Consider the following 17,906-nt stretch of genomic DNA (forward strand, 5'->3'; position numbering starts at 1 on the left):
GTAGATTATAGCAGACCGCGTGAAAGATGTGCCGTCTTGACATTTGAAAAGGTCTCCCGATTGAAGGGAGACCCACTTGTTACGCCTCTGTGACCGGCGTATCTTTTTTCTTGTTGATTGTCGTGCGTTTGATGAGGAGCCATAAATACGATGCAATGAAGATCGAAGAATACATCCCCATGAAAAGTCCGACGATGAGCGCGAGCGAGAAGCTGCGAATCGACTCGGCACCGAACACGTACAAGGCAATCGCTGTAACGAGTACCGTGATGACCGTATTCACGGACCGTACGATTGTCTCTTGAATCGACTTGTTGATGATCGACTCATAGACGTCCATCGACTTGATTTTTCGTTCCTTTTCATACGACGTGATGTTCTCGCGGACCCGGTCGAACGTTACGATTGTATCGTTGACCGAGTAACCGATGATGGTCAAGATCGCGGCGATAAAGTACAAGTTGACCTCGATCCCAAAGAGCGAGAACGCGACAATCATGAAGAAGGCATCGTGTAACATCGCGATAACAGTTGCAAGTGCATATGAGAATTGGAAACGCACCGTGATGTAGAGAATAATCCCGATTGATGCGACGGCTACCGCATACAAAGCATTTTTCGCCAAGTCACGACCGACTTGAGCCGAGACGGTGCTGATGTTCGGGTCGTTCCCGAATTGTTCAGTGAACGCCGTCTTGACGTTCGCGACTTCCTCTTGTCCCAATTGCCCAACGAACGTCACGTATGCCAAGCGACCTTCATTTGCATATTGGACGCTTGAAATCTCTTGGTCAACTCCGGCATCGTTAAACGCTTTCGTGAATTCTTCTTGCGATACACGTTCTTCCGTTAGTACTTCGACCCGCGTCCCTGAAGCAAAATCGATTCCGAGGTTCAACCCACGGAAGAACAAGAGACCGATTCCGAGAACGACGATCGCCGTCGAAACCAAGAACATCGTGCGCATATGTTTCACGTAATTCCATTCAGTAAGCTTAAAGTTCACGGATTTCACTCTCCTTCACACCAAACCATCCTTTGCGTTTGTCGAACAGACGACTTGAGACAAGGAGGTGCATCAAATAACGTGAGATGAATACGTTCGAGATGAACGTCATCCCGATTGAGATCATGAGCATGACGGCGAACCCTTTGACCGAGCTTTGTCCGAAATAGAACAAGACCGCAGCCGAGATGAGCGTCGTCAAGTTAGCATCGATGATCGTACTGAGGGAACGACGGTTACCTGCACGGAATGCCGATAAGACCGATTTTCCAGAGCGGAGTTCGTCTTTGATTCGTTCCGCGGTAATAATGTTCGCATCGACTGCCATACCGACTCCGAGGACGAGTGCCGCAATCCCTGGGAGCGTCAAGACCGCATTGATTCCGTTGAAGAACAACATGATCAAGTTGATGTACAGAACAAGCGTGATGATCGACACGAGTCCTGGGAGACGATAGAAGAACAACATGAAGAGGAATACAGCGATGATTCCGATTGTTGCGGCAAATACCGTTTCTTCTAAAGCATCTTGACCGAACTGGGCCGATACAGATGTCGAGTAAATCTCATCAAGTTTGACCGGGAGCGCCCCTGCGTTCAAGATGTCCGCAAGGCGTTGACCGCTTTCCGCGTCAATTCCACCACCTGAGATGATGGCTTTATCCGATAAGATCGGGCTCGTTACCGAAGCATCTGACACAATCTTCGAGTTCTCTTTTTGAACTTCTTTCTCATATGTGTCGCCCTCTTCATAGTCGAGCCAAATGACCAGACGGTTCTCAGGAGCTGGACGTTGTGCAATCTCAGATGTCACTTCGCCAAACTTGTCAGCCGATTGAAGTGTCAACTCAACGACCGGTTGTCCTTGTTGGTTGTAGCTGAGCGCTGCCCCACGCGGCGCCAAGTCTTTCCCATCGAGCAAGACGTTGTCGTTCACGTCACGGAATGTCAATTGTGCCGTAGACGAGAGAACCTCGCGCGCTTCGTTTTGGTTCGATACGCCCGCGAGCTGGACACGGATGCGATTGTTTTCTTCGATTCGAACGTCCGGTTCGGAAACTCCGAGGACGTTGATTCGGTTATTGATGGCGCGAACGGTTGCATTCATCGCCGACTCGTCGATGACGTCGCCGTCTTCGAGCGGTTGTACTTCATACAAAACTTCGAATCCACCTTTTAAGTCGAGTCCGAGGTTCGTGTTCTTGACGACCCATGGTGTCGTGAACACTGCGAGCAGGATTGTCGCAATCATGATGATCGCAAAAATCGCAATGTTGCCTTTTTTGTACATACGACTATTTCCTTTCTAAACCACTGTTCTTGATAAAAACTTCTCTCGTTAACATTACAAATTTTCTAAACATTTATCAATCATTTTCCTAAAATTGTAACGACCTTCACGGATTGTTCGACTGAGTTTGCATATAAGACTAAATGTTGTGCATGGGCAAAACTTCATGTATGATGTAGCTAACATCAAAACATCAAAGGAGTCTTTCCATATGGACAGCACAGTTATTTATGCCTTTCTCCTTACTCTATTCGCCGGTCTAGCTACCGGAATCGGGAGTATGATCGCATTCTTTGCGAAACGGACGAACACGGCATTCCTCTCCATCTCGCTTGGATTTTCCGGAGGCGTCATGATTTACGTGTCGTTCATCGAGATTTTCCCGAAAGCGCTCGAGGAACTCGTCGGCGCTCACGGAGAATATACGGGTACAATCTACACCGTTCTCGCATTCTTCGGTGGGATGTTCTTGATTGGCATGATCGATAAGTTCATTCCGAAAATGGAGAATCCACACGAAGTCAAGTTTGTCGAGTCGATGCAGAATGACCCGACAACACATGAACTCGCAACGACGACAAATGAAGCGGCTCCAATCAACCATCCAGAGGTACAAAATCGACTAAAAAAAATGGGGATTTTCATGGCACTCGCCATCGGGATTCACAATTTCCCAGAAGGACTTGCGACGTTCGTCTCGGCACTAGATGACCCGACCGTCGGCTTAGCCATTGCCATCGCCATCGCCCTACACAACATTCCAGAAGGGATTGCCGTCTCCGTCCCGATTTATTATGCGACGGGCTCACGGAAGAAGGCGTTCAAGCTTTCGATGTTGTCAGGGCTTGCCGAGCCAGCTGGAGCGGCCATCGGATTCTTGTTACTCATGCCGTTCTTGAGCGACACCGTCTTCGGACTCTTGTTCGCGGCGGTCGGTGGCATCATGGTCTTCATCTCGCTTGACGAATTGCTCCCTGCCGCCCGTGAATACGGACACGCCCATCATTCCATGTATGGAATGGTTGCTGGTATGATCGTCATGGCGACAAGTCTAATCCTATTAATGTAACGAACAATGCCCTGACGCACGCGTCAGGGCATTTGTTATGTCGTTTTAAACAGATGGACGACATCTTTTAATTCAGACGACATGTGACTCATCGTTTCAGCGATGCCGTTGATTTCTTGAATGGCGGCAAGCTGTTCTTCGACGTTCGCACCGGCTTCTTCGACGCTTCGCTGTGTCGAGACGGCGTTTGTCGACATATCTTCAACAGAGACGGCAACTTCAGTCGTATTGGCGCTCACTTCTTCTGTTGCTGCCGCAATCTCACTCATTTGACGGGACGTCTCTTCGATGACCGATACGATCTCACGGAACGCCTCGGCCACTTCTCCCATTTGCGATACCCCATTCTCCACATGTACGCTCGATTCTTCGAACGCCGATTCGACTTGCTCCGTGTCACGTTGAATGTCGCGGACGACGGTCTGGATTTGAATGGCGGATTGTTTCGATTCCTCGGCGAGTTTCCGGACTTCAGCCGCGACGACGGCAAACCCTTTTCCGTGCTCACCCGCACGTGCTGCTTCAATCGCCGCGTTTAAGGCAAGTAAGTTCGTCTGTTCCGTGATCGCCGTGATCGAACGGGTGATTTTCTCGATTTCAAGCGATTGGTTCGATAGACGGTTCACCATCTGTTGAGTGAGCTCGTTGGCACGGCGAATTTCTTGCATCCGTTTCTCTGCCAATTGAACGGTCTCAAGTCCACCGTTCGCCGCCTCAAGTGTATGTATCGTCTGCTCATTCACACCTTGTGAGGCCGCAGCGATTTGATTCAATCCATCCACCGCTTGATTGACGCCAATCGTCCCTTCTTCTGCTCGCTTCGAGGATCCTTGCGCAGCCACGTTCATCTCTTCGAACAACCGGGACACGCCTTGGGTCGTTGTCGCGACATGGTCTGTGCTTGCGTAAAGTTCTTCAGAATATGCAGTCACTTTGTCCGACGCTTCACCAACCCGACGAATCAAGCCGACCAGATTATGCTTCATTTCATTGAACGCCGTAACCAGGTCTCCTAGTTCATCGTTTGAGGCGACTTCGATATCTTCTCCAGTCAAATCCCCTTCTGCCATGATGCGTGCTTGACGACCGAGTCGATTGATCGGTTTTAGGAAAAGCCGTTGTAGCGCAAGTAAGGAAAGAATCCCGATCACGACACCACCAACACTGATGAGGAGCATCCAAAGGATTGAACTTTCTGCATCTGCTTGTACCGCTTTCGTCTCAGACTCGAGGAGCTCCCCTTTGTATTCGACAAGGTCGGTCACGGTCATGCGTACCCGATCCGTCGTCGGTGTCACACTCGTGTTGAGAACGGTTTTGAAGCCGATTTCGTCTTGTTGTTGACGAAGTTCGACGGCACGATTCATCTCACGGTCTAATAGCTCGTTAAATTTCTCCAAATCTCCCAACCAAGACAAGATCTTCTCATCTGAAGAAGATGCCTTGAGTGAAGCCATCAATTCGTCTCGTTGTTCTTGAACTCCCTGGAGACTGATGAGCGTCTTCGGATTGGCTACAAGCATATAGTAGTTCAAGTAGCGTTCAGCATCCGTCACCGCTAATGATAGATTCTCTGCAAGCAGCATCTCCTGCGTGCCTTCACTGAGGACCCGGTCATAGGCGGCAGTCGATTGTCTCAATTGATAAGATCCGAGCGCGCCGACAATGACGAGCGCAATGATCGTCGGAATGAGCGCGATGGACATCCGTCGTCTCAGCGACGAGCGTCCTTTCTGTTTCGTACCATTTCGTTTTATGCTCCATCCTTTCCACTTCTTCATCTGTTTAATCAATCGTTTCACGTCCATGTCATTCGTTCTCCTTCATCTCGGATTTCTTCTCAACTTGAGATTAGTGCAAACGTTTTCATTAATCAAATCGATTTTTCGAAATGAGGTGGATAAATTTTGAATCGGATTCGTTTTGACAAAAAGAAGTCATCTTTGTATACTTTAAATCGTAATAATTACGTTTTTAAAGGATTCTCTATGATTGTGGAAAATACGAAGTTATTAATCATTGGTGCTGGTGTACACGGAATGACCCTCGCCATCTCATATATGGAACAAGGCGGGTGCTTGGAGGATTTGATTATTGTCGACCGTCTCACTTACCCGTTATCGAACTGGAAACAACAAACTTCATCCATCTCTATGTCGCACCTACGTTCGACCCGAGTGCATCACGATTCTTGGTCCGTTCGCAAGAGCCGTCTATGGCGGACAAGAAGCCGCTCGAAGAATCCTCCCCCAATTTCTAGCCACACAAAAAAGCGTCTGACCACGATGGTCAGACGCTTACTTGCTTATTCCTCAAATGAGGCATTCGCTTTTTTCACGACTTCCGCAATTGCGCTTCGGTTGAAGCGGAGAAGCGATTGATCGCATTTCAAAACGACATGTGTGTCTTCGATTTGATGAACGACGCCGTGTAAACCACCGATTGTGACAACGCTGTCGCCACGCTCGAGGGCGTTTTGCATCGCTTGTACTTCTTTTTGGCGTTTCGTCTGTGGACGAATCAAAAGGAAGTAAAATACGACGAAAATCAAGATCATTGGTAATAACGCAACGAGTGTTTCCATGAGTAACATTCACCCTTTCCTTCAATATCAGGTTCATTATACCGTGAAACTGAAACATTGTCACACAATGTCCGACATGATTGCTTAGAAATTCTTCGCGTTCGGCTTGTTGTAGCCGTATTCTTCGAAGAACTCTTCTTTGAAATCGAGCAAGCGGTCTTCACGAATCGCTTGACGAACCTGCTCCATCAACTTCACGAGGAAGTGAAGATTGTGTGTCGTACACAAGTGAAGACCAAACATCTCATCCGCACGAATCAAGTGGTGAACGTACGCACGCGAGTAGTTCTTACACGTATTACAGTCACACTTCTCATCAATTGGACCGAAGTCCGTCTTGTACTTCGCTTGTTTGATCGTGACGCGACCTTTCGACGTCATGAGCGTTCCGTTTCGTGCAATACGTGTCGGAAGGACACAGTCGAACATGTCGATTCCGCGAATCGATCCTTCAATTAACGCATCCGGTGAGCCGACGCCCATCAAATAACGCGGTTTGTTCTCTGGCATGAGCGGCGTCGTGAATTCGAGGGCACGATACATGACGTCTTTCGGTTCACCGACCGAGAGACCACCGACCGCATATCCTGGGAAATCAAGTGAGACGAGGTCTTGGGCGCTTTGACGACGAAGGTCCTCATATTCTCCACCTTGGATGATGCCGAAGAGCGCCTGGTCTTCTGGACGTTCGTGTGCCTCGAGGCAACGTTCCGCCCAACGGCTCGTCCGCTCGACCGATTTTTTCATATATTCATGTGTCGCCGGATAAGGCGGGCACTCGTCAAATGCCATCATGATGTCAGAGCCGAGGGCATTTTGAATCTCCATCGCTTTTTCTGGTGACAAGAACAACTTGTCTCCGTTCAAATGGTTACGGAAATGTACGCCTTCCTCTTGGATGTTTCGGAGGTCGGCCAGTGAGAACACTTGGAATCCACCCGAGTCCGTGAGGATTGCCCCGTCCCAGTTCATGAACTTATGAAGTCCACCGGCTTGTTTGATGACCTCATGTCCTGGACGAACCCAAAGGTGATACGTGTTCGACAAGATGATGTTCGCACCCATCGCCTTGACCTGTTCAGGTGCCATCGTTTTGACGCTCGCTTGCGTCCCGACCGGCATGAAGACCGGTGTCTCGAACGACCCGTGCGGCGTATGGACGATTCCGTGCCGCGCTCCGGTCTGTTTGCATGTGTGGATGTGTTCGTATGTGACTGCATGTTTTGTCATTTTGATACTTCCTTCCTCGTGATGAGCATCGCGTCTCCAAAGCTGAAGAAGCGGTATCGTTCTGCGACCGCAGTCCGATAAGCGTGTAAGATGATGTCGCGCGTCGCGAACGCCGAGACGAGCATGACGAGCGTTGATTTAGGGAGATGGAAGTTCGTGATCAATCCATCGATTGCCTTTAACTCAACACCAGGGTAAATAAAGATATCCGTCCAGCCCGATGACTCGACGAAGTCCCCGTGATCTCGCATGATCGTCTCAAGCGTGCGCGTCGATGTCGTCCCGACCGCAAAGATGCGACCGCCATTCGCTCGAATCTCTCGAAGCGCAGCTGCCGATTCAGCCGACAACTCGAAATATTCACTATGCATCGTATGTTCCTCGATCGAATCAGCCGTCACCGGACGGAACGTCCCGAGACCGACGTGAAGGGTGAGCGGGATCAACCGAACCCCTTTCGCTTTCGCTGCTTCGAGCAGTTCCTCGGTGAAATGAAGACCGGCTGTCGGAGCGGCCGCACTGCCTCGTTCACGGGCATAGACCGTTTGATAGCGGTCTTGGTCATCGAGTTGTTCGCGAATGTACGGTGGGAGCGGCATCGTTCCAAGCTCATCTAAAATCTCATAGAAGATGCCGTCGTAGTCAAACTTGAATCGACGTCCGCCTTCTAGGAGTTCCTCGACACATTCCGCACGGAGAAGACCGTCCCCGAACTCGACGATGGACCCGACGCGAACTTTTTTCGCCGGTTTGACAAGTGCTTCCCATACATCATCTTCCGTCTGTTTCAACAAGAGCAGTTCGACTTTCCCGCCTGTTTCTTGCTTCGCCCCAAAGAGACGTGCCGGTAAGACGCGCGAATCGTTGACGACAAGCGCATCCCCTTCGTTCAAGTAATCGAGCACGTCACGGAAATGACGATGCTCGATGTCCCCTGTCTCGCGGTCTAATACGAGCAAGCGTGAGCTCGTCCGATCGAGCAATGGGACTTGCGCGATCAACTCTTCTGGCAATTCAAAATCATAATCGTTTACGTTCAATTGAATGTCTTGCATAACTTACTCCTCTTCCTCTTCATAACCAAAATGCGACTTGGCAAACTGTGTGATCATCCGTCCTCGCGGCGTGCGCTGCAAGAATCCTTGTTGTAATAAATAGGGCTCATAGACATCCTCAATCGTCTGAGCATCCTCACCGATGGTCGCAGCGAGCGTCTCAAGCCCGACCGGTCCACCTCCGAACCGCTCCACCATGGCCCGAAGCAATCGATGGTCAACTTCATCGAGTCCGAGCGCATCGACGTGTAGCCGGTCGAGCGCATCAGATGCGAGCACGGGATCGATTTCTTTCGTACCAGCCACTTGTGCGAAATCACGGACACGACGCAAGAGACGGTTTGCAACTCGTGGCGTCCCTCGTGAGCGTTTCGCAATCGCACCGCTCGCCTCAGGTGAGATCGAGAGACGGAACAACTGGGCCGTCCGGCTGACGATGGCCGCTAACTCATGTGTTTCGTAATATTCGAGCTTCAACGTGACACCGAAACGGTCACGTAAAGGCGCCGACAACATCCCTGCTCGTGTCGTCGCGCCGACAAGCGTAAACGGTGGTAGGTCGATGCGGACGCTACGAGCCATCTCCCCTTGCCCATAGACGATGTCGAGACAGTAGTCTTCCATCGCCGGATAAAGAATTTCTTCAATCGTCCGGCTCAAGCGATGGATCTCGTCGATGAACAAGACATCCCCCGGCTCGAGGGTCGAGAGAATCGCAGCCAAATCACCCGGTCGTTCAATCGCCGGGCCGGCGGTCGTCTTGATCCCGACGCCCATCTCGTTGGCGATGATTTGGGCGAGCGTCGTCTTCCCGAGTCCCGGGGGACCGTATAAGAGCACGTGGTCGAGCGTCTCACTTCGAAGTTTGGCGGCCTGAATGAAGACCGACAAATTGCCTTTCGCCTTTTCTTGCCCGATATATTGCTCGAAGCGCTGCGGACGTAAGCTCCACTCTTCAGAGTCTTCATATTGCTGATGAGATTGTGACAACAATCGTTCGTCCATAGCTTCCTCCTTATTTCAGTAACAGCTGTAGCGCGCGTTTTATGTACGCGTCGGTCGTCAATATTTCTCCGCTCAATGCTTTGCGGACTTTTAGGATTTCCCGTTCAGAGTAGCCGAGCGCGACGAGCGCCTCACACGCCTCATCGAGTTCAGATGCACCTTGGGCGAACAACCCTTCGTTCGGCACGTAATCCGGTGCGAGCTCAGATAACTTCCCTTTCAAGTCGAGCGCCATCTGTTTGGCTGTCTTCTTCCCGACTCCCGGGAATTTCGTTAAATATTTCTCATTCTCGGTTTCAATCGCATCGATCAATGCGTCGATATCGCCGGACGCGACGATGGCAAGCGCACCTTTTGGTCCAATCCCGCTCACGCTAAGGAGTTTATTGAACAGCTCACGCTCGCGACGTGACCGGAAACCGTATAATGTCTGTTGGTCTTCACGCACATAATGATGCGTAAACACGATTACATGTTCGTCTTGTTCACGATAAAAAAACGGGTTAGGCACATGTACTTTGTAGCCGACGCCCGAGACATCTAACGTTATATATTCCGCACACACATAGGCGACGGGTCCTTTTACGAATTCAATCACAGTGTACTCTCCTTTTCGGTCGGAAAAACTGCATTTATTGTACCATAATGAGCGACACGAAAAAAGGACAGGCGTTTACCTGTCCTGAAGCGATCACCGTGCAAGCATTCGTTCAAGTGCACGTTTCGACCACTCTGTCGTCTCATGATCGACGCGAATGACGTTCACAGGGTCCGTCTCGAGCGACTCGAGCGCCCACAATAGATGTGGCAAGTCGATTCGATTCATCGTGAGGCACGGACACATGAACGGGTTCAATGAAACGATATCGAGGTGTGGGTACGTCGCCGCCAGACGGTTGACGAGGTTCATCTCCGTTCCGACCGCCCACTTCGTCCCCGGTGCGCTCGCGTCAATCTTGTCGATGATATACGATGTCGATCCCGCCTCGTCCGCAGCCTGGACGACGTCAAACGTACATTCCGGATGGACGATGATGCGACGATCCGGCTCACGCTCACGGAACGCCTGAATTTGCGATACCGTGAACTTCTCATGGACAGAACAGTGTCCCTTCCATAAGATGACTTTCACTTGCTCGTCATCTCCCTCCGCGACCAATTCTTCACGGAGCGGATCCCAAACAGCCATCGCCTCGAGTGGGATGCCGAGATCATACGCCGTGTTCCGCCCGAGATGTTGATCGGGAAGGAACAAGATGCGTTCACCTGCCTCAAGCGCCCACCGGACGATTTCATGGGCGTTCGACGATGTGACGGTCGCCCCACCGTGACGACCAACGAACGCTTTGATGGCCGCTGTTGAATTGACGTATGTAATCGGGATGATGTCCTCTCCAAATCGTTCTGTCAGTTCTTCCCAAGCAATCTCCGTCTGATCGATATCGGCCATGTCTGCCATCGAACAGCCGGCACGCATATCAGGTAAGACGACAATCTGATCGTCCCGTGTCAACATGTCTGCCGTCTCTGCCATGAAGTGGACACCACAAAAGACGATGAATTCGGCTTCGCTCATCTGTTCTGCGAGTCGTGCGAGCTGGAGCGAATCCCCTGTCGCGTCCGCGAATTGAACGACCTCGTCTTTTTGATAATGATGGGCCGGTAAAAAGAGACGAGTCCCGAGTCGGTCTTTGACCGCCTGAATCCGAGTCTCCATCTCCTCCACTGACAGGTTAGCGTACGTCGGTGGGAGTGTTCCGAGTAGTTGCATCTTTCATTCCTCCTTGTAAATTCAAACTGCAATCGAACGCGCGTACCGAATGAGTCAATTGCCCGAGCGAGATGACATCGATGCGAATGCCTCGATAATCGTCAATCGTGTCGAGCGTGATGCCACCAGACACTTCAATTTTGATGTGCGTCGGTATATGACGGACCCATTCTCTCAATTCATCTGGCGTCCGATTATCAAGCATCACGATGTCCGGATCGGCTTGAACCGCCTCCATCAGTTGTTCGAACGACTCGACCTCGACTTCAATCGGGGTCGTATGGCCGACACGTTCTCGTGCGACTTGAATCGCGTTCGTCACGCCACCAAGTGCGACGATATGATTGTCTTTGATCATGACGGCGTCATCGAGTCTTAGACGGTGATTGTATCCCCCGCCCACACGTACGGCGTACTTTTCAATCATCCGCAGTCCCGGGGTCGTCTTGCGTGTATCGGTCACGTGAATCGCGTCATCGTGTAACGCGTCCACGCACTGTCGTGTCATCGTCGCAATCCCACTCGCATGTTGGATGACATTCAACAGCACACGCTCCGTCTCTAAAATCGCGCGCGTCTTCCCTCTCAAGACGACGAGCTCGTCTCCAGGGACAACCGCTCTCCCGTCTTCTTGGCAAGAGGCCAATTCAAGCCGCTGCATGGTTGCCAGCTCTTCTACGATTGGCTTCCCACAGAAAATGCCCTGTTCTTTGGCGACAATCGTTGCGATCGACTCGTCCTGTCCATCAATCAGCGCACTCGATAGGTCCCCATAACCGATATCTTCAATCAAGAACTGACGTAGCTGTTCGCGTAGGTATATCGTGTTCATCATACCGCTCCATTTCGAGGATGCTTTGCGCGAGAAGACGCGCCGCATCAAGTTGTAAAGTTTGTTCACTTAATTGTCTTGTCACGTGTTTCGTCATGGTCAACGTTTGGGTATTTTGTAAGAAACCTTTCAATTCATCAAGACTTGGTGAAATCGTCAACCATCTTCCAATTTGAGTACGTAACGCTTGAAATGCCACAGGTGAGATGTCGTACACCAACGTCTCCTTCGTCGCCGTGGTCGTCTGATTCAATCGCACCGCCCGCGCGACTCGTTTTCCAAACACCCAACATTCCAAAAGTGAGTTCGAGGCCAAACGATTCATCCCATGTATGCCCGCATCCGCCACTTCACCGACGGCATATAATCCGTCAACGTCTGTCCGTCCCATGTCGTCCACTTCGATTCCACCCATATGAAAATGGAGGCCAGGACGTACCGGAATGCGGCGAGGATTGATCTGGAGTTTGTCACATGTCAACGCAAGCTTCGGAAACCGTTCACGAAGCCGTGTCACGTTTGTCGTATCGAGATACACCGTTCCCATTCGTTCTGTCAGTACCCGCGCCACGTCATCACGAGGAGCGAGACTCCCGAGCGGATGATGCGCCATCACGTGATTCCCTTCGTCATCAACGAGCGTCGCTCCGGCTCCCCGGAGTGCCTCCGTCACGAGATGAGGCTCGTCGGTCGCCAGTAAGGTGGGATGAAATTGGATCCGCTGTAAATGTGTCAGCTTGACCCCACATCGATTTGCCAGAACGAGACCGTCACCGGTCACGGTACGCGCGTTTGAAGTCCAATCAATCAGCCCACCGATGCCACCTGTCGCCAATACGACAGCGCCGGCTTCAATTCGAATGGGCACTTCATCCCGAAACGCCATCGCGCCGACGACTTTCCCGTCTCTCGTGATGAGATCGTGCACGAGCACCCGTTCCAATACGTTCACGTTATCGGGTAACGAGTGACGCAATTGCCTCATGACATGGCGTCCCGTCTCGTCGCCACCGACATGAAAGATGCGATTCAATCGATGCGCGCCTTCACGTCCGAGGGCATAGCCGTCCTCTTCACGGTCGAACCGGACACCGAATCGTTCCATTTCTTCAATCGCTTGACGACCTTCTTCTACGAGAATGTCGACGCGCTCAGCGCACGACGTGTTTTTAGAGGCGAGCATCGTGTCTTCTTTATGGGCCGTACTCGATTTCTCAAGATACGCGCTCGCAATCCCGCCTTGTGCCAAATCGGAGTTGCTCTCTGTCATCTCACCTTTTGAGACGAGAAGAACAGAGAATGATGTTGGTAGATGCAAAGCCGTTGCGACGGCGGCAAGTCCCGTTCCGATAATCAAAATGTCAGTTTTCTCTATGTGTAAAGACACTTGTACATCACCTGTTTTTCATATGTAATGTTGACTTGTAAACTAGTTTCGCATAATTTTGTGTAGAAGACAACATGAGAAAAGGGGAGTCCATGATGAACCGCTACTTCGACTACGCCGCTACACACCCGATGACACATGCAGCATTAGACCATTACGTGGCGATGGCCAAAAACGTTTATGGGAACCCATCATCACTCCATACCCAAGGTTATATGGCAGAAGATTATTTGACAGAGGCACGACGCTTGATCAAACAGGCGCTCGGGCTTGATATGTTACGAGGAAAATTATTATTCACTGGAAGTGGATCGGAGAGCAATTACATCGCACTGACAAGCTTGCGTAAACGGATGAAGGGCAAAGAGGTGATCACGTCTTGGCATGAGCATGATTCCGTCGCCCTCTTACTTGAAGAATGGGAGCGGGAAGGGATAATCGTTCATCGGTTGAAACTGAAGGATGGGAAGTTTGATTTGGATGCGTTCACCCACCTACTCGACCGTGACATCGGGCTCGTCACGCTCCAGCACGTCAATTCCGACACGGGTTGGGTGTTACCGCTCCACCACATCCAATGCCTCTTGAAATATAAGAAAATCCTCTTCCATGTGGACGGGGTCCAGGCACTCGGGAAAATCCCGATTTCTGTCGAAGGCATCGATGCCTATTCGTTCAGTGCCCACAAAGTGGGTGGACCGAAAGGAGTCGGTGCCCTCTACATGGAACTTCTGATTCCTCCCCCATACTATCCGGGGCATCATCAATACGGGATTCGTCCCGGAACGATTGACGTTCCTGGAATCAGTGCCTTTGCAAAAGCACTCGGAGAACGTCAGGAACAATTGACACGTTTTCAGAGAAATTTCATGGCGTTTCGTGCTATCTTGAAAGAGAAGACGTCAGCGCATGTCCATTGGCTCGAGTTTGATGAACAAAGTCCCGCCATTTTCTCCTTCGTCTCCCATCAACGCGACGGACAATGGTGGATGACCGAGCTCGACGATCTCGGGTTCCAAGTATCGGCTGGGTCGGCATGTCGAGCAGGTCAAAATGGACCAAATCGCATGCTCGAAGCACTCGGATATGAGACGAGCGCCTGTCATGGACTCGTCCGTATTTCCTTCGGCGCGCAAACGACCGCCGAAGACACATCGGCCCTCGCCGATGCCATCGTCATTTTAGCAAGGAGAGTCGAACATCATGAACAAACGTTTAGCCGGTGAAGAACGCCGTCGCACACTATTACAATTGATTGAATCGAGCAATGAGCCGATCACAGGATCTGAACTGGCAAGACATGTATCCGTCAGTCGCCAGGTCATCGTCCAAGACCTATCGTTACTAAAAGCGAAAGGTCATCAAATCGTTGCGACCGCTCGTGGGTACGTCTACTTGCACGGAGACCTCACCCCATCCACCTATTCGAAAAAGGTAGCCTGTCGTCATACGGCAGAAGAGATGGAGGCGGAGATGAACGCCATCGTCGATGAAGGGGTCACCATCAAAGACGTCATCATCGACCATCCTGTATACGGGTCCATCACGGGACAACTCATGGTGAAGAGTCGCCGCGACGTCCGTGCCTTCCTCGAACGTGTGAAGACGCATGGGGCTTCCCCACTCTCCCAGTTGACGGGTGGTTTCCATATCCATACGCTCGAATCAGACCATAAAGAGGCAATCGATGCTGCGGTGAAAGAATTGGACCGCCTCGGGATTCTCGTATCCGAATTAGATTGAAGAGACGTCACGAATATGTGACATCTCTTCTTTTTCTTTTCAGTCATGTCCGTTATACTGATGGATGGAACATCTTTCCTGAAATCATTTGAAAGGAGGGCTACGTCTTGAACGTCCTCGAGCATCTACTCGCCATCTGTGGGGTCTTCAGCATTCCCATCGGTATCTTGGTCCAATTCATCCCGAACGAACTCGTTCTCGCATACGGAGGCTTCCTCGTCGACTCGCATGACGCGCCCTTCTTCCTGACGTTCCTACTGGCGTGGGTCTCCTTCACGCTCAGCCAAATCGGTCTGTACTGGATCGGTCGATATGGTGGGCGTCCCGTCGCGCTCAAACTGTATCGGTATTTTCGAATTCGGCAAGACAAGCAACTCCGGGCCGAGCGCTGGTTTGAGAAATACGGTGCATGGATCGTCTGTCTCAGCCTGTTTTGGCGTCAATTATTCGCCGTGAGCGCCGGGGTGATGCGTCTATCGTTCCGTAAGTTTTTGTCGGTGACGACCTTGATTTTCGCCGTCTGGTCATTCCTTTTCATCCATGTCGGGATGATGCTTGGTAGCAACTGGCGCATGATCGGCCACTTCATGGACGATGTCATCCCCTTCTTGGCTCTTGCTGTCGGGATTATCCTCGTCGTTCGACATGTTCGTCAGCAACCAAAACGTGTGAAAGAATCAGCTTGACTTGCGCTGATTCTTTTTTTGTTGGAAAGGGAAACGCTCACATCTGTCGAATAAGAACCATGTAAGCGAATCGCGGTCACACATATAGGACACCGCACAACGAAAAAGGAGGAATCATCATGTTCCATCGCCGTAAGACGTATACGATTCGACCTGAACGCCTGCAAGAATTCACCGACTTTTTCCATACATACATTTACCCGATCCAGGCGTCGCATGGCGCCCGTCTCGTCGGACGCTGGGTGACCGAAGACAAGTCCGAGGTCATGGCACTATGGGAATACCGGGACCGTGAACACTATGAGCAAGTCGAGCGGGATTATCGTGGCAGTACGTTGCGACGAGACGCCATGAAACAGCGGGCTCGCCTTGGAAAAGAGCTGTATATCAAGTCAAGCGAAGAGTTCATGATGCCGACCGGTCACTATACGCCACCACGTACGATTGTCTGTGTGACAGCGTATATCACGAATGAAGCGGGTGAGGTTCTCCTCGTCAAAAACATGCATCGGAACGACTCGTTCGAGATGCCTGGCGGACAAGTCGAAGAACACGAGTCACTCGTTGACGCCATCCATCGTGAAGTGGACGAGGAAACGGGCGTGAAAATCGAGGTGGAAGGCATCACGGGAATCTATCAAAACGTGTCCTCCCGCGTCCTCTGTGTCACGTTCCGCGCAAAATATGTATCCGGTGACCTCAGACCGCAGGCTGGCGAGACACAGGAAGTTGGCTTCTATAAAGTCGACGCAAGTAACGTGGGTGACTACATCAAACGGGAGCACTTCCAAATGCGCTTCCTCGATGCGATCGATCCCGTATACATGCCTTACGCCATTTATAAAGTCCGACCATATGAATTGATTGAGCGAATTGAGCGCCAATCCGTATGACGCAAAAAGGGATGACTCGCATATAGCGAATCATCCCTTTTGTTTATGCTTCTTGTATGTCTTCTTGCTGAGATTGTCCAGTCTCCACTAACAGTTTCCGGACACGGCGTTTCTCCACATGGAGAACGGTGAACGTCATGTCTTGATACGTGACTTGTGCACCTTTCTCCGGGATGTCGCCGAGCAATTCAACGAACCAACCGCCCATCGTGTTGGAATCGACGTCTGGTTCTGCAATCCCCATCTCTTCCGCGAATTCATCAACGTTCATGTCAGCCATACACTCATAGACCCCTTCACGGAGACGTCTGAGATAGACGACGGATTCGTCGTGCTCATCCCAGATGTCGCCGACGAGTTCTTCAAGCATGTCTTCTAACGTGATAAGACCCGCCGTGCCCCCGAATTCATCGAGGACGACAGCCATGTGAGATTGTTTCTGCTGGAGAATCGGAAGTAGTTCAATCAATTTCGTCTGCGGTGACACGTACGTGAGCGGTCGGATGAGCGAACGGACATCCGTCACTTCATCCTTCATCATCGAACGCAAGAAGTCACGTTCTGACAAGACACCGATGACGTTGTCGATCGAGTCTTTGTAGACCGGTAAACGCGAATGTCCACCACTGAAAATCGTGTCTTTGATTTCATCGAGCGAATCGTCGATGTCGACGGCCAGAATATCGATTCGTGGCGTCAGCACATCATCGACCGTAATATCGTTGAAGGCAAAGGCGCTATGGACGAGCTCTGCTTCCGTCTCTCCGAGCACACCTTCCTCTTCTCCCATATCGACGAGCACTTTCAACTCTTCTTCGGTGACGGATGGCTCCTTGTCTTTCATCCCGATCATCCGCAGCGTCAACTTCTTCAAGCCGGTGAAAATCATCGTCACCGGTTTGAGGACTTTAACGAGGAACACAAGGATTCCACTGATGAGAAGCGAATACTTCTCCGCAAACTCTTTCGCGAGCGATTTCGGTAAAATCTCACCAAAAATCAAGATGATGACCGTCGTCGCGAACGTTGACACGAGAAGACCGGTTCCCCCACTGAAAATCGATGTGGCGATGGCCGTCGACACCGTCGCCGAACCGATGTTGACGATGTTGTTCCCGACGAGAATCGTCGAGAGGGTATCATCAAAACGGTCGACGAGACTGAGGACACGTTTTGCGGCTTTGTCACCATCCTCTGCCATCCGAATCATCCGGACCCGGTTCACACTCGAGAGCGCCGTTTCTGCTGATGAGAAAAACGCTGACAACATGACGAGAACTACATATAGAATTAAACTTGACGAGGGCACAGGGTCCACGTTAGCTTCACACTCCGTTTCTTCTTAACAAGTAAT

At 50.9% G+C, this 17,906-nt stretch carries 15 protein-coding genes and 1 pseudogene; 5 read left to right on the forward strand and 11 right to left on the reverse strand.

The window, feature by feature from the left end; translation table 11 throughout:
* Positions 1–79: 79 nt before the first annotated feature.
* A pseudogene (gene secD / locus KNO72_RS15590) lies at positions 80–2,297 on the reverse strand (protein translocase subunit SecD).
* Positions 2,298–2,508: 211 nt separating this feature from the next.
* On the opposite strand from secD, the gene zupT reads away from it, so the two are divergent.
* Positions 2,509–3,366, forward strand: a complete 858-nt coding sequence (gene zupT, locus KNO72_RS02995) for a zinc transporter ZupT (RefSeq protein WP_214757175.1) — start codon at positions 2,509–2,511, stop codon at positions 3,364–3,366.
* Positions 3,367–3,401: 35 nt separating this feature from the next.
* Here the strand turns inward: zupT and KNO72_RS03000 are convergent, their stop codons facing one another.
* The 9 genes from KNO72_RS03000 to KNO72_RS03040 all read right to left on the reverse strand — a co-directional run bounded on the left by KNO72_RS03000 (position 3,402) and on the right by KNO72_RS03040 (position 13,230).
* Positions 3,402–5,174: a methyl-accepting chemotaxis protein gene (locus tag KNO72_RS03000; RefSeq protein ID WP_214687828.1), complete on the reverse strand. Its 1,773-nt coding sequence runs from the start codon at positions 5,172–5,174 to the stop codon at positions 3,402–3,404.
* A 497-nt stretch (positions 5,175–5,671) separates the two neighbouring features.
* Entirely contained in the window at positions 5,672–5,950 is a 279-nt protein-coding gene (gene yajC, locus KNO72_RS03005) for a preprotein translocase subunit YajC (protein ID WP_214684889.1), read from the reverse strand.
* 84 nt (positions 5,951–6,034) lie between these two features.
* Positions 6,035–7,180 (reverse strand): tRNA guanosine(34) transglycosylase Tgt, encoded by a 1,146-nt coding sequence (tgt, locus tag KNO72_RS03010; RefSeq protein WP_015881169.1) that lies wholly within the window; start codon positions 7,178–7,180, stop codon positions 6,035–6,037.
* Complete coding sequence (gene queA / locus KNO72_RS03015; RefSeq protein ID WP_371815827.1) at positions 7,177–8,235, reverse strand: tRNA preQ1(34) S-adenosylmethionine ribosyltransferase-isomerase QueA; 1,059 nt, start codon at positions 8,233–8,235, stop codon at positions 7,177–7,179. Before queA ends, tgt begins: the two co-directional genes overlap by 4 nt.
* Before the next feature lie 3 nt (positions 8,236–8,238).
* Positions 8,239–9,240, reverse strand: coding sequence for a Holliday junction branch migration DNA helicase RuvB (gene ruvB / locus KNO72_RS03020; protein WP_078146571.1), 1,002 nt, complete (start codon positions 9,238–9,240; stop codon positions 8,239–8,241).
* A gap of 10 nt (positions 9,241–9,250) precedes the next feature.
* A complete protein-coding gene (gene ruvA, locus KNO72_RS03025) occupies positions 9,251–9,838 on the reverse strand; it encodes a Holliday junction branch migration protein RuvA (RefSeq protein WP_074037474.1) in 588 nt (195 codons plus the stop codon).
* A 93-nt stretch (positions 9,839–9,931) separates the two neighbouring features.
* The gene (gene nadA, locus KNO72_RS03030; RefSeq protein ID WP_214757176.1) at positions 9,932–11,011 is read right to left on the reverse strand and encodes a quinolinate synthase NadA; all 1,080 of its coding nucleotides are present in this window, start codon (positions 11,009–11,011) and stop codon (positions 9,932–9,934) included.
* Entirely contained in the window at positions 10,974–11,843 is an 870-nt protein-coding gene (nadC, locus tag KNO72_RS03035; protein WP_214757177.1) for a carboxylating nicotinate-nucleotide diphosphorylase, read from the reverse strand. The genes nadA and nadC overlap by 38 nt, the downstream gene beginning before the upstream one ends.
* Entirely contained in the window at positions 11,797–13,230 is a 1,434-nt protein-coding gene (locus KNO72_RS03040) for an L-aspartate oxidase (RefSeq protein ID WP_214757178.1), read from the reverse strand. The genes nadC and KNO72_RS03040 overlap by 47 nt, the downstream gene beginning before the upstream one ends.
* 95 nt (positions 13,231–13,325) lie before the next feature.
* Here KNO72_RS03040 and KNO72_RS03045 point away from each other — a divergent pair, with 95 nt between their 5' ends.
* The 4 genes from KNO72_RS03045 (at position 13,326) to KNO72_RS03060 (ending at position 16,552) form a co-directional block, all read left to right on the forward strand.
* The gene (locus tag KNO72_RS03045; protein WP_214757179.1) at positions 13,326–14,456 is read left to right on the forward strand and encodes a cysteine desulfurase family protein; all 1,131 of its coding nucleotides are present in this window, start codon (positions 13,326–13,328) and stop codon (positions 14,454–14,456) included.
* Positions 14,434–14,973, forward strand: coding sequence for a transcription repressor NadR (locus tag KNO72_RS03050; RefSeq protein ID WP_015881161.1), 540 nt, complete (start codon positions 14,434–14,436; stop codon positions 14,971–14,973). The genes KNO72_RS03045 and KNO72_RS03050 overlap by 23 nt, the downstream gene beginning before the upstream one ends.
* A gap of 107 nt (positions 14,974–15,080) precedes the next feature.
* A complete protein-coding gene (locus KNO72_RS03055) occupies positions 15,081–15,659 on the forward strand; it encodes a DedA family protein (protein WP_214757180.1) in 579 nt (192 codons plus the stop codon).
* Between the two features lie 119 nt (positions 15,660–15,778).
* Complete coding sequence (locus KNO72_RS03060) at positions 15,779–16,552, forward strand: NUDIX domain-containing protein (RefSeq protein WP_214757181.1); 774 nt, start codon at positions 15,779–15,781, stop codon at positions 16,550–16,552.
* A 43-nt stretch (positions 16,553–16,595) separates the two neighbouring features.
* Here KNO72_RS03060 and KNO72_RS15845 read toward each other — a convergent pair whose 3' ends face one another.
* Complete coding sequence (locus KNO72_RS15845; protein WP_214757183.1) at positions 16,596–17,870, reverse strand: hemolysin family protein; 1,275 nt, start codon at positions 17,868–17,870, stop codon at positions 16,596–16,598.
* Between the last annotated feature and the right edge of the window lie 36 nt (positions 17,871–17,906).

Origin of the sequence: Exiguobacterium sp. s123 (assembly GCF_018617075.1) — a bacterium.
GTDB lineage: Bacteria > Bacillota > Bacilli > Exiguobacteriales > Exiguobacteriaceae > Exiguobacterium > Exiguobacterium profundum.

Coding starts and splice junctions, on each gene's coding strand:
- nadA (WP_214757176.1), bottom strand. CDS start 11,011: ATGCAACTACTCGGAACACTCCCACCGACGTACGCTAACCTGTCAGTG.
- KNO72_RS03060 (WP_214757181.1), top strand. CDS start 15,779: ATGTTCCATCGCCGTAAGACGTATACGATTCGACCTGAACGCCTGCAA.
- KNO72_RS03045 (WP_214757179.1), top strand. CDS start 13,326: ATGAACCGCTACTTCGACTACGCCGCTACACACCCGATGACACATGCA.
- yajC (WP_214684889.1), bottom strand. CDS start 5,950: ATGGAAACACTCGTTGCGTTATTACCAATGATCTTGATTTTCGTCGTA.
- queA (WP_371815827.1), bottom strand. CDS start 8,235: ATGCAAGACATTCAATTGAACGTAAACGATTATGATTTTGAATTGCCA.
- KNO72_RS03050 (WP_015881161.1), top strand. CDS start 14,434: ATGAACAAACGTTTAGCCGGTGAAGAACGCCGTCGCACACTATTACAA.
- KNO72_RS03000 (WP_214687828.1), bottom strand. CDS start 5,174: ATGGACGTGAAACGATTGATTAAACAGATGAAGAAGTGGAAAGGATGG.
- ruvB (WP_078146571.1), bottom strand. CDS start 9,240: ATGGACGAACGATTGTTGTCACAATCTCATCAGCAATATGAAGACTCT.
- nadC (WP_214757177.1), bottom strand. CDS start 11,843: ATGAACACGATATACCTACGCGAACAGCTACGTCAGTTCTTGATTGAA.
- zupT (WP_214757175.1), top strand. CDS start 2,509: ATGGACAGCACAGTTATTTATGCCTTTCTCCTTACTCTATTCGCCGGT.
- tgt (WP_015881169.1), bottom strand. CDS start 7,180: ATGACAAAACATGCAGTCACATACGAACACATCCACACATGCAAACAG.